We start from the raw sequence: 14,326 nt of genomic DNA, 5'->3' as shown, positions 1-14,326 counted from the left end.
TTCGTGTGGTGTCAGAATGGGGGCTTGTCATCCCGTCATCCCAGAAGCCGGGCACAACCGCGTCACGGCCAGGCCGTCGCCCGGCCGCTGAGCGCCTACGACCACCGACCGACTTCGGAACCACTCGACCGGGCCTTCGGGGCCCAGGCGTTCGGGAGCGGAGAAGGGTCAAGGAGATCGAGTGAGTGGAGGAGGCTCTTTCCGGTCTCGTTGAGCTGGGGTAGGTTGCCGCGGTCGAAGGGTCGGCGATCGGCCGGATTGCGGGCCAGTGCGGCGGGTGAGGTGGCTGGGGAGAGCCGGTAGTGCCGCCAGCGGACGAGCTGCCCGCGGTACGTGACCTCGAGCAGGTCCGGCTTGTGCCAGGCGACGAAGGACCAGTGGCCATCGTCGTGGCAAGCCCAGGCACCGACCGGGCCTGCCAGGCCGGTGCGGCCGAGGGCGTCCAGGGCGGCCCTGGTGGGGCTGGACCAATTGCCCCGGACGGACAGCAGGTTGGTGGCGTGCTGCTGCGCGACGACACCTGTCCGGTCGTCGCTGAGTTCCCGGACGGCCTTGGCCACCGGGTCCTGGAGGAGTTGGTTGGCGAGTTCCAGGACGTGGTCCGGCTCCACCATGACGCCGAACCGCCCTGCCAGTTCCGGTGTGACGTATCCCGCGATCCGCTCCTCCGTCGCGGCCAGGAGCAGCTCGGCCAGCGCCGAGGCCAGCCGCTTGTACTGGCCGGTCTCGGCCTCGCCGACGGCCTGGTACTCCAGTACGGCCAGCACCAGCGCCGCCAGCGACGCCGCCGATTCGGCCTCCTCCGGCAGGAGCTGGTACGGGTCGAGCCGGTCCAGCGGGGTGGTCACGTCGGCCAGTGTGCTGTACCAGGACCGGTCGTTGGCCGGCCACGCGTCCTTGGCCAGGAAGTCGAGCAGTACTCGGACCAGCAGCAGCCTCGGAACGAGCGGCAGATCCGCCCGCGCCCGCCGGAGCCGTGCGGCCATCTTCCGTCGGCTGGCCCGGAGGGCTTCCTCGGCGTTCTCGGTCGATTCGTCCGCTGGGGGCTGCTCCTCGGTCTCGACGTCGTCGCTCTCCAGGCCGGCTTCCTCCTCCGGGGTGAACACCTCGAACCAGGAGCGCCCGCCCGGGTCGGCCTCCGGCGCGTCCGGCTCGGGCGACGCGTCCAGGGGCCCGTCGGCGGCCTGCCGTCCGAGGGCGAAGAGGGTCAGCGGGAGTCCGAGCTCCGGTTCGCCCGAACCCGGGCCGGCGGAGACCGGTGCCCCCGAGCGGGTCGGGGAGCCGCCGCCGGTGGAGGGTTCGGGCTGGACGTCGAGCAGACTGTCGAGAAGTTCTTCCAGCAGCGCGTGGTGACGGAAGAGGTTCCCGGGCTGGGGCGGCGCGGGTTCGCGCTTCTCGGCCGCCGGCCGTTGGACGGTCTGCGCGACGTCCGTCACGGGGACGCGGTCCGGGCTGCCGAGGATGCCCACCCGGCTGCCCGGCTCGGCGTCCACCGGGAAGCGGTGCTCCGTGGCTCCGGCCGGCACAGTGCCAAGGGCTGTCCATTCCTCGGGTGGCCGGCTGTAGTGGGAGAGCCGCAGCTCGACACCCCGCTCGGCGGGCCGGGCCAGCCAGACGCGCAGGCCGCCCTGGTCGCGGACTGCGCCCAGGAGCCTGGGCAGGCGGGCGGGCGGTGCGTCGTCGGCTGCCCGCCGCGGCGGGGCGAGGTGCACGACGGCCTCCGGGGCGACCGGCTCTCCCGGGGGTGCGAGCGACCGATCGGCTGGTGCGATCACGCCGATCTCGCAGTTGCCTCCGTCCGGCACCGCGCGCAGCAGGGCGGCGGCGGAGAGGTTCGGGCTGCCCGTGAGCGCCCAGCGCTGCCCGTCGACGGCCCACTCGATCAGCTTCCCGTGCCGGTACCGGCCGTCGAACGGGCTCCTGCGGGCCTCGCGCCGCAGCTCGCCTCCGTGCTGCCGCAGGAGCGCGCTCACCGCCGGTCCGTCCAGCTCGGTGCCGTGTTCCTGGTAGCAGACCGTCAGCCGGCGCGGCTTCAGGTGAGCGACGAGCCGAGCCAGTGCGGTGGCCCCGGGGTCGTGGAACGGAGCCGAGACGGTCAGCTCCGCCACCGGCCCCTCCGGCAGCTGCTCGATGATCGGCCGGTGCAGCGAGGAGACGAACCGGGCCTCCTGCTCGACCACCGGGGCGGCCGCGACGCGCTGGTCCAGCAGGTCGGCCGTGCGGTTCAGAGCGGTGGCGAGGGGCGGCATCATCGCGACCGGGCTGCACGGGAGTTCGCGCAGCCAGGCGGCCAGGTCTGAGAAGAGTGCGGGGGTGCCCTGGGCGGTCGAGCGCAGCACCGTCCACAGCTCGTGGTTGGTGCACCAGCCCGCCACGGTCGTGTTGCCCGAGCCGATCGCGACGGTGGCCCGCTCGGGCCCGGCCACGACGAAGAGCTTCGGGTGGAAGGCGGCAGGGGCGGCTGCGGGCCCGGCGAGGTAGTCGCGGCCGGGCAGGCGCGCCCAGCGCGGGTCGAGCACCAGGTGGTCGGCGTCCCCGAGGACCGTCACGCGGGCCCCGGCGGCCCTGGCCGGGCCGAGCGCGAACTTCTCCAGCAGCTGCAGGTCGACGGTGTAGCTGAGCAGCAGCAGCTCACTCGCCTGGCAGTCGCGATGGTCCTCCTCCTCGTGTATGAGCTCCAGCGGCGAGGCGATGGACGTGTCGGCGGTGGACGTGTCGTCAGGCACAGAGTTCCCGCCCGAGCTCGGTGACGCGCCAGCTCTGCGCGTCGACGGTCAGAACGCCGCAGCCGGCCAGCACGTAGGCCAGGCGGTTGAGGCGCAGGATCACCCGTGAGGTCCCCTCGGGGCCCCGGGTGAAGAGGAAGGAGTCGCGCTGCTGGAGCTTGGTGGGCAGCCTGAGCCGCCCGTCGGGCGCGGGCCGGGACTTGGCCAGCGCGACCCGGGCGGAGCGGCGCAGCAGGATGACGGCGAGTTCGCGGGCGCACTCGGCGAGCGGGAGGCTGCGGCGGTCCGTCAGGTAGGCGGCGAACCAGCGCGGGTGGAGCTCCTGGCCGTGCTCGTTCGGCGGTCCGTTGTACGCCCGGGCGGTGTCCCCGGTGAGCTCCTCGGCCCAGCGCGCACCCTGGGCAAGCACCGCGAACTCCTTCTCCGGCCGGATCTCGCTCCCGGTGGAGCCGAAGCGGGCGGTGCCGGAGTTCGGTGTGGCACCGATTCCCGGGGTCGGCAGCGCATCCCAGAACTCGCCGACCGTGCCCGGCGGCATGGCCCGCGCGAACCGGTCGGCCCACTCAGCCTGGTGGACGCCCTCCGCGGCCTGCCCGACCAGCCAGGACCAGAGCCTGCGCCAGGCCGTCACCGAGTAGTTCCGCAGCGCCAGCCCGCGCCAGTCGGCCGCGCAGACGTACCCGGCCAGCTCGCCGCCCTCGCTCATCCGGGGATCGAGGGCCAGGAACTCACCCACTGCCTCCTCCACTGGACGCTCCGACGGGTGACCGTCCAGGACCCGCGTGAGCAGCCGGACGGTCTCCCGCCGCCGGGAGGCGACCTCGTCCGAGCCGTCCTCGGACGCTCGGCACAGCAGCTCCGCCAGCCACCGCCCGTCCGGCTGCGCGCCGCCCCGGCAGACACAGAGCTGCTCCACGTAGGGCTCGACGTCGGCCATCCGCAGCTCCTCTCCCCGGGCCAGATCCAGCACCGGTTCGAGGCCTTCCCGGACGGGGCTGCGGTCCAGCCGCGGCCCGGGCGCGGGGCGGCCCGCGGAGCCACGGACGGCCGTCAGGATGCCGAGTTCACGCTCGGAGGTCTGGTACGGCGGCAGGAAGCCCCATTTGCTGCGGGTGTAGCCGCCTTCGGCGGGTCGGACGGCCGCCGCGAACTCCACCGCCGAGGCGGTGAAGAGCCCACGCAGCCGGCCCTCGCCATGAGCCTGCGGGAGGCCGTACAGGCCGTGGTCCTCCCCGTGAAGGTGGGAGGCGGCGGCGAGCACCACCTCGCAGCGGCGCAGCAGCTCCTGCGTTTCGGTGTTGCCCAGCGCTCGTTCCTCGGCCTCGGTGGCGACGAGGGCGTGCAGCGCGTAGTAGCGGGCGTGCGGGGTCACCGTGGTCACCCCGGGAACCAGGCGGGCGACTTGCCGCAGCACGTACCGCTCCACCGCCAGGGGGTACTTCCCGTCGATGAGCCGCAACCCGCTCGCCGACCAGGCCGCGCCGACCCGATGCGCCTGCTCCTGCACCGCCACCTCCCTGACACGGCAACCTTCGCCGCGTGTTGCTGTGTGATCCTATGTCCGGGCTGTCCGACGGTTAACGGCCGGGCCGGAGGACTGTGCTCCACTTCCCAACTGATGTGGCCTGCGCCCTGGCCTTCGCCCTTGCCACAGCGGCCAAGGGCCGGAATCCCGCGATGATCGCACTCTTCACGGCCAGCCTGCTCATGACGGCTTCTCGCGACAAGCACCGTTGCAGCGAGCGATGGCCCAGCGCCGACGGCGCTGGGTGACTTCCTTCGTCAGATGCTTCGGCTGCTGATTTGTGCGGCGACGAGTTCGCTCAGGGGGCGCAGAGACTCGGGAACCAGCCGCGGCAGCAACGGGATCGCCTGGGTCCAACAGCCGTCGGCGAGCAGCTCCTGGAGAAGGCCCTGGGCTGCCGCCCTGTCTGTGTCCGTGCGGCCGTGACGGCCTCCCCCAGCGTGAGCGAGCGTGAGGCAGAGCTGAGCAGTGCTGTCCCGGGGCTCCTCGACGGGCAGGACTGCGGGCGCCTCGGCCAGGACGTGGGCGGCAGCAGCCAGCGCAACGGCACGCGCCGTCGGTGTCGGTGCTGCATTCGCGATGCGCAGGGCATCGGCGGCACCGCCGTCCAGGGCGCTGAGCAGGGCGAGTTCGGCGTGGGGAGCCCGTTCGGGGCGTAGGGAGCGCAGCCATTCGTCCAGTTCACCTGCGGCGCGTCCCGGTGCGGGTGCATAGTCGAGTCGCCGCAGCAGGGCCAGGAGCACCGTCTCCTCCCGGTCCCAGGTCTGTCGAGGCCCGTTCACGAACTTCGAGGCGAGCCGGATCGCTTCGCTGAGCTCCGGATCCGGTCGCGTCGGATCGGGGACTGCGAGCAGCAGTTCTGCCAGCGCCGGAAGTTGGCCGACCGGGCGGCCGGCGCCGATGCGCCGTCGTACCAGCTGGATCGCTGGCCCGATCAGTTCAGCGGCCCGTTCCGGATCGTGCCGTGCCACGCCGGCGGCGACGAGAACCAGCGCGCGTCGAGCCCGCCTGCCCCGCACCGAAGAGGAAGCCTTGGCGTCCGCCGACTCCTCCATCCGGGCCACCAACAGTGCCGCTTCCGCGTCCCCTGCATGGGCCAGGGCCTGTGCGACGACTCCTCGCACGGCGAAGTGCGGAGTGCGATGGGTCAGCCGGGCGGCCTCGTGGGCGTACGCAACCGCCTCGGTCGAGCGACCGCCGAGAGAGCATCCCATGGACAGCGCGGCAAGATGACGAGTGCGGTCGCCCGGCTCCGTCGAGAAGCTGATCAGCTGTTCGGCCTGTCCGAACTCACCGGCCGTACCGAGCGCCCGGACCAATTCCTCGGTCGAGCGGGCGCTCAGAACGATCGGAGTGTCGGGGAGCGAGGAGCGGACAGCGGCCTCCACCTGCTCGCGCCCGAGCTCGACGTTGCCGTCGTGCACCAGCTGTTCCGCGTACTGGAGCCGGGTGACCGGACCGATGAGGGGTTCGTGGTTCCCGAGCGCCGGGTTTCGGCCCGGGAGGGTGGACGGCGGGGGTTCTTCGTTCGCTTGGGCACGAGGCCGTGCACTTCGGGTCGGGGGAGCCTGAGCGAGGTTCCGTTTGGTCTCCCGCTCATCCTTCAAGGCCTTCGCGCTCGCTTCCACCTTCGCCCGGTGGACCCGTCGTTCCTCCTTCTTCGCCGCGAGGTGGGCGGCGTGCTCTGCTGCCACCTGTTCGTCGACTGTTGAGAGAAAGGCCTCCGCCCGCTCCAGTTGGTCGTCGCCTAGAACGCCGGTGCGAACCCCCTGGCCAAGGGCGGTCACCAGCAGCTTGGCGTCCAGGTGAGGTGTGAGGCCGGTGCCGGCCGCGGTCTCGGCGCGGACCATACGGTCCATCGTGCCGGAGAACTCGCGTCCCCGGTGGGCCCGCTCGGCTGGCGAGTCCAGCCTGACCAGGGCAGTGTGCAGTCGGTCCCGCGCGGTCTTGAGCACGTCCCAGGCCTTCGACCGGCGGCCCATGGTCGCCAAGGCCTGGGCCGCGATTGCGAGAACGTCCACCACGATCAGCCCGTCGGACAGGTCGATGGCCTCACAGAGCTCTTCGATGCGGTTCAGGTTCGCGACGTTGCGTGAGCTGGAGGCGCGGGCGATGGTCGCCCAGATGTCCACAGCCATGGCCTGGGCCCGAGGGTTGGCCTCGCTCAGCTCCTCCGCGTGCTCTTCCAGGGCTTCCACGAAGCGTTCGCAGCCGCCTGCGGAGAGGAGGACCGATCCGTCGGCGAGCGCGTCCATGTCGGCCGCGTCGCTGAGCACCACGGCTCGGAACAGCGTCTTTGCCTCATCCCTCCTGCCGATCGTGTCCAACGCGCGCGCTGCCTCGGCCACTTCCGCACAGGCGTCCTCGAAGAAGCCACCGGCCCGCGGAGTGAACCGGCCCGCCCGGACCATGCAGTCGGCTGCCTCTCGCGCGATCGCCGTGGCATCGGGGTGCCAGGCGCGTGCCGCTTCGACGGCGACTTCGGCCAGCCGGGCGGCCCGCACCACGAGTTCCGGCTCCGAGCGGGCCACACTGCAGGCGCGGGCGACGTCCCCCAACCGTACGAGAAGCACCGGAGCCCGAGGCGGGACCGGTCCGACCCGGCGCTGCACGAGGTCCAGCGCCGCGGCCAGCCGGACGGCGGTCCCGGCCTCCTGCTGTTCAGGGTCCGATACCTCGACCGCCTTGAGCTCGGATTTGAGACGACGTAGTTGGTCGAGCATGACCTGAGGGCCCAGCGCGTCCTCCACCCGCAGCAATCGCAGCGGGTCGAGCAGGAACCGTCCGCGCTCACCGACCGTGTCCAGAATCTGCGGATACTCGGTCAGCAGATACGTCGGAGAGCCCTCGGGCCAGCCGGCCTCACGCCAGCGCTCCGCCCACGCGTGCAGCCGACGAGTGCAGCGCTCTACGGTGGCCTGGTCCCACTCCCGCCGGATGGCGTGCGGCATGTCGGGGTGGCTCAGCAGGTGGGCCCCGGCCGATTCCTCGTTCGTGACGATGCAGCGCTGCTCCCTGCTGTGCAGCAGGCCGGTCACGTCCTCGACGGAGGCCCCGGTCAGCTCCGCAAGGTCGGCCGCGCGCAAGCCGCTCCCGTCGTCCGTGATGGCGAGCAGGTCGGTGACGGCCCGGCCCAGGTCGGTTGTACGCAGCCGCTCCAGGTCCGCGAAGCCTGCCTGCTCGACATCCTCCGACCAGTCGCCGGCGGTAAGCGGGCGAAGGCACTCGCGCCCGCGCAGCGGATGCCCTTCGGGGACGTCGGCGGGCAGCGGCCCGCTCCGCCGACTGGAAACGATGACACGGACGTTCGCAGGGGGAATGGCCGGGAGAAGTGCGGCGATGCTCGACACCCCGGTTCCACCAGTTGCCCCAGCCGTAGGCCAGGCGCGGTCTTCGTCCAAGCCGTCGACCACAAGGAGGAGCTGCCGCTTCTGCTTTCGACTATGACTCGCGGCCTTGGTGAGCAGGCGAGTGAACTCCGCCTCGTCGGACGACTTCCTCCGGGGCGCGGGCACCTGGAGCTGTCGGCGCAGGGCGGCGAGGAATCCGGTACGGGTGTTCCTCCCGTGCTCCTCGGACAGGACACAGAACAAGAGGTCGGCGTCCTTCGGTGGCTGCCTCGTGTAGTCGGTGAGCAGCGCTGTCTTTCCCACGGGAAGCTGCGCGTGCCACCACAGATACGAGGCCGCCTGCGGACTCCGATCGCGGACGAAGGCGTCCATAGCGGCGCGCTCGCGCTTCCTGCCGCGCTTCTCCGAGTCGGCTCTCCACTCGTGCCGGCCCCTGGCAGTCTCCCCTTGGGCAGCACGGAGAGCCGCTTCCCACTCGTCGCGCGGCTGGAGGTGCTGGCCGTCCGGGTCCTGCAGGTGCTCGATCAGGCCCCAGAACAAGTCTGTCGCGTGAGGAGCGGCCTCACCGCGGCACCAGCGCCGGAGGACCGACTCCTGCAACGCGCCGTCCGGGACGAGTTGCGCGGCGGCCCGCCTACTGATGCCGCGGGCCTCGATCAACTCCTGCAGCATCGCACCGAGGCGCCTACGTGCCGCCCCGGGCGCCGTACTACTGACCATTTCTGCTCCCGCGCTGGTGAATAAAGGGCCCCTGACCAGCGGAAACCCCGTCCGGACGTGGAGGCGCACCGGCACGCCGTCAGAAGCTCGGCCCATCGACCGCGGGCCACAGACGGCCCCCGACAGAAGGATCTCCCCATGAGCGTGCTTTCCATGCTGACCCAGGACGCAACCGCGGCCGCCGTGCTGGCCGCCGCAGCCGGCCTGCTGTACGGGGTCGTCCTCGCGATCGTGGCCCTCGCCTCGGTCCTGGCTCGGACCCCGGACCGCCGCCGCGACGCCCGCTCCACTCTGGTCATTCTCGCCAGGCGCCGCCAGACCAGGTGAGCGGGCGCCCGGAGCGCGCGGAGGGGCGCCCGCTGCCCACTGCGCGCGCCCGGCGCGGTGCCAAGTGCCATTTCCTCTGCATCTGTGGGGGCTGTCCGGTGCCCCGCCATCCCGGACCGGGATGGCGGGGCAATCCGGTCGATCGAGCCACACGATCCGATCCCGGGTGTTAGCGTCGGGCTCTGCGCGGGAGTGACAACTCCCTTGCCAGAAAACGGCGATCATATGAAGTGATGGGCAGAGCCTTGCCGCCAACGCACCCTCCGGCCGCAGTCGAGCAGCGCCTCAGCTGGGACCCGCGGCGAGAGCCGTGCATTCCCTCCGTGACGCCCGAAGGTGCCAGGGTTGCGCTCTCCTTGTGTGAACTCCTCGATCGAGCAGATTATTTGACGACGATCGACTGTCCGACGCCGGGCGAGACTGTTGCTGTCATCGAGTTCGTCATGGCCATCTGCTTCGCTTCCGGTGCGTGTCCGAACACGCCCGAGGAGTGGCGGGAGTGGATCCGTGACGAACGCAGCCTCCGCTCCGCGGCCGAGTGGCTGGTTGCTGAGCCGGACCAGCACTGGGACCTGTTCCACCCCGATACGCCTCTCGGTCAGAACTCCCTTCTGGCCTCCTCCTTCGAAGAGAGCGGCACGGGGACAGCACAGTTGGTCATCGAGCGGGCCGGTGACTACAACCAGTTCTTCGACCACCACCACCTCGAGGACGGCGAGCCGCTGCCGGCAGCGGACGCGTTCCGGGCCATGCTCGCCCAGCACGTGTACGGCACATACGGCAGGGCGAGGATCACCGGCCGGATCCTCGGGCCTACCGTCACCAACTTGTCCACCGGGCGGTTGCAGGGACGGATCCGGGTCGTCCCCCTCGGCCGTACGTTCGGCGAGACCCTGCGGCTCAACCTCTATCCGCCAGAAGGAGAACCGGGCCGGCTCAACACCTCCTGGACCAGTGGTTCCGTCAACCGCCGGAACTTCGCCGTGCGGGCCCGCCCCCGAGTGCCGGAGAGCCCCGCCGACCTGCACAGCGCCCTCGGCCGCTCCGTCCTGCTGCGACCGAAGCGCGATGCGGACGGTGGGATCGTCGTCGACCGCGTGCTGATCGGAGCCGGCGAGGTCCTCGAACTCGATCCGGGAAAGCACATGCAGGACGCCGTGTTCAGCCGGACCACCGGGGGAGAGCTCAAGCCCCTGTGGCCGTCGCCCACGCGTGCTCTCTGGCAGGAAGCACACGCCCTGTACAGCGCGGTGAAGGACGCGCAGCCCGGCCTGTACGCACGACTGCGCTCGCTGCCGCGCAAGCGGGACTCCCAGGGCGCGCCCTACCACCTGTGGGCTGTCGGCCTCGTCTCCAACAAGACGCTGCCGGTCTCCTGGACGGACGGCTACTTCCCCTACGCCCCGGCGATGGAGGCGCAGCTCTACCGTGCGTCCCGGCGGGGCTCACGCATCGCCGAGTACCTGGCGTGGAGTCTCAAACGGGCGGCGATCCTCGCCTCGGAGAAGGTCCACTCAGCGGCGCGGCCGGCCGACGAGGCCCGCCACATGTCCCGGTTCGACGCGCGGTGGATGTTCTGGCCCGAGGCTGCCAAGCCCTTCGACCAGTTGCTGGAGGCAGTGATCGACGAGGGGTACGACAACCCGGGAGACCCGGTCGCGGCCCTGCTCCTGGAGTACACGCAGACCCTCACCGACGTGGCCCGCACCCACCTCGTCTACCGCCTCGACACCCTCCCGCCCAACGAGCGGGGCTTCCAGGCCAGGGCCGCTGCCCTGAAGCGTTTCGAGGACGACATCAGCCATCCGACGAAGGCCCCGGCCGAATTCCGGGGGGAGACCGCCCATGACTGAGGACAGTCCTCGAGACGGGTACCCCGTCGAGGACGCTTTCCCGCACGACAGCACCGCACTGGTGGCCTGGCTCACCACCCTGGTGCGCAACCGCGAGTACGGCACTCTGGCCAACCTGCGCCGTGCCAGGGGCCGGACGAACGCGCACATCCGGGCCGGCTGGTACGGCGGTGAGAACCACCGCGATCTGTTCGAGCGGATGGCCTTCCTCTTCGCGCTCTACCACCAGGGCCGTTCGACGCCGGCCTACGGCTACGGAAGTCTCGGTACGGCGGCCGCGCGCATCGGTGACAGCGTGGGGCGGGGACCGGGCGACCCGGGCGCGCAGCGGCTCGTGGACCGGGTGGTCGTCAGCCGGAGGGTGCCGTGGCGGCACCTGCAGCACACGATCGTCCGGCTGCGGTCCTGCGACCAGCTCCCACCGTCCTGGACGCAGCTCACCGATGACCTGATCCTCTGGAACGACCGCCAGGCGCGCATCGCCTACCAGTGGTCGGTCGACTTCCACGCCCCGGTCCACCGGGGCCGGACGGCCGACGGCACGCGGCAGAGCCGGTAGACCCGGCAGGACCGGCAGAACCAGTAGGCCGAGCACGACACGTACACGATCCCGACCGACCATAAGGACACGACCGCGTGACCGCAGACTCCCAAAGCCCGTTCCTCTCGCTCCACCTCCTGGAGACGCTCGTCGCCGTCCTCCCGGTCAGGGACGAGAACGGTCAGCCCAAGTCCCTCGTGTACGGCGGGTTCGAACGGCACATGATCACCAGCCAGGCCCGGCGGCGCGCGGAGCGGGTCTACGCCCGCAACCGCGCCAACGCCGGCATCGGCGCTCTCAAGGGCCGGAGCATGGGTACCCGGACAAGGGAGTGGGCACTGCTCACGGCGGCCGAACTGTCCTCCGAGCACGGCTGGGAGAAGGAGGAGGCCCTGATCACGGCCCGCGCCGTGATCGAGGCGAGCGGCCTGAAGTTCGGCGACCCGGCCAAGAAGACGGTGGCCAACCTGACCAAGGTGCTGATCTTCGCGCCCGCCGACGCGGGCACCAGGATCGCCCGGCACATCGCCGAGAGCGCCGACGAGCTCCGGCCGTGGCGCGACAGCTACCTCGCCGGCCAGCAGAAGACCGCGAAGAAACCCCGCCGCGGAGCGGCGAAGAACGGCGAGGAGCAGGAGAACGACGACGCGCAGGCAGCCACGGAGTCCGGCAGCACGAGCCTCCCCCCGCTCCCCAAGAGCACGCGCAACGCCGTCCTGCTCGCCATCGCGCCCCGTGACGCCGTGGACATCGCCCTCTACGGGCGCTTCCTCGCCGAAATCGCCGACTCGCCCAACGTCGACGGGGCGGTGCAGACCAGCCATGCCTTCACGGTGCACGCCGCGGAGCAGATCGAGGACTTCTACGCGGCGGCCGACGACGCGAAGCTCGACCGCAAGCGCAACGCCCTCAGCTTCCTCGACACGGCGGACGACGCGGGCGCGGGCATGACCGGTTACCAGTCGTTGATCTCCGGGACCTTCTACCGGCACGCCGTCCTGGACCGCCGACAGCTCCGCGCCAACCTCCAGCAGGCCGGAATGGACGCGGAGGAGGCAGAGGAAGCGGCGCCCGCCGCCGAGGCGGAGTTCGTCAACGCCTTCGTCGAGGCCGTCCCGGAGGCGAAGAAGAACTCCACCGCCTCCACCGGCTCGCTGCCGGCACTCGTGCTCGCCTTCGAGGGCGAGCGCCCGTACAACTACGCCGCCGCCTTCCAGAACCCGGTGGACGAGAACCCCGAGAGCAGCGGCGGCGAGGGCCCGGCCGGCCAGGCGGCCGTCCGCCGTCTGATGCGGCACCACCTCTTTGTCAGCAAGCGCCGCGACGACCTGCGGTCCGCGCGCGTCCTCACCTACGCCCCGGAGATCGAGGACCTCCTGGAGACGGTCGACCTCGCCGGGGCCGTGGATGTCGTGGACTCCATCGAGGACCTCACGCCGTGACCGACGCCCCTGCGACGACCGCTCCCACCGTGACGACCGGTTCCACCGCGACCACTGATGCACCGCAGCACGTTCTGCTCATCAGGTTGGCCGGGCCGCTGCAGTCCTGGGGCATCAAAGGCCGGTTCGCGCAGCGCGACACCCACACCCGGCCCACCAAGTCCGGAGTCATCGGCCTCTGTGCGGCAGCCCTCGGCCTCGACCGGGAGGATCCGCTCGACGAACTCGCGTCCGTCCTCTTCGGCGTCCGCGCCGACCGCCCCGGAACGCCCATGCGGGACTACCACACCGTCGGGGGCGGAAGGTATCCCGTCCGCCCCCGCGACCTCGTGACCGACCACCGCCGGGCCGCGGCCGTCGAGGTGCTCGGGGAGCAGAGGGAGGGTACGACCGCATCCTTCGGCAGCCACGCGCTGGCATCCTGGTACGGCGCGCCGAAGCGGATCGCGGCGGACGCCGGTTCCGGGGCGCTGGTCGCAGGTGACGTGAGCCGCCACGCCATGATCACCGAGCGCTGGTACCTGTCCGACGCGGCCTTCCTCGTCGGCCTCCAGCACTCCGACCGGGCACTGCTCGAACGGATCGCCCACGCACTGGAGCACCCGAAGCACCTGCTCTGGCTGGGCCGCAAATCCTGCCCACCCTCGGGCGACCTCTTCGTCGGCCTCGCCCCGGGCACCCTCTCGGAGGTCTTCGAAACCCGGGCGTTGCTCCCGGCGGCCGACGACGGGCAAGCGCCGCCGAACGTCGCCCGGACCCGGTGGGCCTGGATCGAGAGCCCGCACCCGCTGCCGGGCGTCGGGCCGGTCCGCGACCAGCCCGAACGGTTCCTGGCGAGCGGCCCCGTCCACCGGCAGCGCTGGGAGTCCCGGCATCGCATCACCATCGCCCCGCACGCCACCGAATGGGACATCATCCCGTGAACACCCCCCGCACCACCGAGCCCCTCCCCGCCAGCGCGGCAGCCAGATTCGTCGCCACGCACACCCTGATCACCCTGGACGCCAGGCACCCCTTCACCGCCAAGTCGCTGATCGACGCCCAGGACATGCACCGGATCGTCATGAGCGGCTTCCGCGGCTGGGTCGACGACGGAAGCCGGGACGCCCGCGCCCAGATGAAGGTGCTCTCCAGCTGGACCGTCGACCTGAGCACCGCCCGACTCTCCCTGGTCGTCCAGTCCGCCGTCCCCGGCGACTGGAGCGGCCTGCCCCGGGCGGCGCTGGTCGAACCGCCGCACAGCCTGGTGGTGGACCGCACCTTCCGCACCGGGGAGCGGCTCGACTTCCGCACGGTCGTCAACCCGGTCAGCAGCCGGCCGTCCGGGTCTCCCACACCCGGACGCGGCAGTGGAAGGGGCGTGCGGGTGCCGCACACCCGCCCGGAACACGTGAAGGCATGGTTCGCCCGCCGCCTCCAGCCGGCCGGCGAACCCGCGGTGGCCCCGGACGGCGTCGTCCGGCTCGGCGTCGACTCGGACATAGAACGACTCGCCCTCCGCATCCTGCCGAAGGTCTCCAGCCACGGCCCCCACCGGGGCCTGCTCATCAGCCGGGCCGAGATCCGCGGCACCCTGACCGTCACGGACCCACAAGCACTCACGGCCGCCCTCACCCACGGCTTCGGCCATGCCCGCGCCTACAGCTGCGGCCTGATCCTGGTCCGATGACTGCCTGGTTGGTGCTCACCGTCCGGTCGGACTCGGCGCCGGAGCAACCAGTTGTCATGACGGCCGGTCGATCCGTGGGTCGACCGGCCGACCTCCATATGGCCAACTGAGGTCGACGCTGCTCACCATGGGCTCGAGAGCATCCGGATCGTCGAGCGCGAACGGACCAGGCC

9 protein-coding genes are annotated in these 14,326 nt (G+C 71.4%); 6 read left to right on the top strand and 3 right to left on the bottom strand.

Annotated features, from left to right (window positions below; genetic code table 11):
* Positions 1-95 precede the first annotated feature (95 nt).
* From ACFWJ4_RS23040 to ACFWJ4_RS23030, 3 genes are all read right to left on the bottom strand, one after another.
* Positions 96-2,726, bottom strand: a complete 2,631-nt coding sequence (locus tag ACFWJ4_RS23040) for a hypothetical protein (RefSeq protein WP_380546549.1) — start codon at positions 2,724-2,726, stop codon at positions 96-98.
* Positions 2,719-4,233 carry a hypothetical protein gene (locus ACFWJ4_RS23035; protein ID WP_380546548.1) on the bottom strand — a complete coding sequence of 505 codons (1,515 nt, stop codon included), beginning with the start codon at positions 4,231-4,233 and terminating at the stop codon, positions 2,719-2,721. Before ACFWJ4_RS23035 ends, ACFWJ4_RS23040 begins: the two co-directional genes overlap by 8 nt.
* Positions 4,234-4,508: 275 nt before the next feature.
* Complete coding sequence (locus ACFWJ4_RS23030) at positions 4,509-8,273, bottom strand: hypothetical protein (protein WP_380546546.1); 3,765 nt, start codon at positions 8,271-8,273, stop codon at positions 4,509-4,511.
* A 186-nt stretch (positions 8,274-8,459) separates the two neighbouring features.
* On the opposite strand from ACFWJ4_RS23030, the gene ACFWJ4_RS23025 reads away from it, so the two are divergent.
* The 6 genes from ACFWJ4_RS23025 (at position 8,460) to ACFWJ4_RS23000 (ending at position 14,153) form a co-directional block, all read left to right on the top strand.
* A complete protein-coding gene (locus tag ACFWJ4_RS23025) occupies positions 8,460-8,648 on the top strand; it encodes a hypothetical protein (RefSeq protein WP_359896702.1) in 189 nt (62 codons plus the stop codon).
* Positions 8,649-8,881: 233 nt separating this feature from the next.
* Positions 8,882-10,501, top strand: a complete 1,620-nt coding sequence (locus tag ACFWJ4_RS23020) for a type I-E CRISPR-associated protein Cse1/CasA (protein ID WP_380546544.1) — start codon at positions 8,882-8,884, stop codon at positions 10,499-10,501.
* Positions 10,494-11,060, top strand: coding sequence for a type I-E CRISPR-associated protein Cse2/CasB (casB, locus tag ACFWJ4_RS23015; RefSeq protein ID WP_380546542.1), 567 nt, complete (start codon positions 10,494-10,496; stop codon positions 11,058-11,060). The genes ACFWJ4_RS23020 and casB overlap by 8 nt, the downstream gene beginning before the upstream one ends.
* 77 nt (positions 11,061-11,137) lie before the next feature.
* Positions 11,138-12,484 carry a type I-E CRISPR-associated protein Cas7/Cse4/CasC gene (locus ACFWJ4_RS23010; protein ID WP_380546541.1) on the top strand — a complete coding sequence of 449 codons (1,347 nt, stop codon included), beginning with the start codon at positions 11,138-11,140 and terminating at the stop codon, positions 12,482-12,484.
* Positions 12,481-13,407, top strand: a complete 927-nt coding sequence (gene cas5e / locus ACFWJ4_RS23005; protein WP_380546539.1) for a type I-E CRISPR-associated protein Cas5/CasD — start codon at positions 12,481-12,483, stop codon at positions 13,405-13,407. Before ACFWJ4_RS23010 ends, cas5e begins: the two co-directional genes overlap by 4 nt.
* Positions 13,404-14,153, top strand: a complete 750-nt coding sequence (locus tag ACFWJ4_RS23000) for a type I-E CRISPR-associated protein Cas6/Cse3/CasE (protein ID WP_380546537.1) — start codon at positions 13,404-13,406, stop codon at positions 14,151-14,153. Before cas5e ends, ACFWJ4_RS23000 begins: the two co-directional genes overlap by 4 nt.
* Positions 14,154-14,326 lie beyond the last annotated feature (173 nt).

Source organism: Kitasatospora sp. NPDC127067 (assembly GCF_042724755.1).
Classification (GTDB): Bacteria; Actinomycetota; Actinomycetes; order Streptomycetales; family Streptomycetaceae; genus Kitasatospora; species Kitasatospora lactacystinica.
This window is presented reverse-complemented; position numbering and strand designations above follow the sequence as displayed.

What these genes read in the sequence shown, in the direction of transcription:
- ACFWJ4_RS23025 (WP_359896702.1), top strand. Translation starts at nt 8,460, where the DNA reads ATGAGCGTGCTTTCCATGCTGACCCAGGACGCAACCGCGGCCGCCGTG.
- ACFWJ4_RS23030 (WP_380546546.1), bottom strand. Translation starts at nt 8,273, where the DNA reads ATGCTGCAGGAGTTGATCGAGGCCCGCGGCATCAGTAGGCGGGCCGCC.
- casB (WP_380546542.1), top strand. Translation starts at nt 10,494, where the DNA reads ATGACTGAGGACAGTCCTCGAGACGGGTACCCCGTCGAGGACGCTTTC.
- ACFWJ4_RS23020 (WP_380546544.1), top strand. Translation starts at nt 8,882, where the DNA reads ATGGGCAGAGCCTTGCCGCCAACGCACCCTCCGGCCGCAGTCGAGCAG.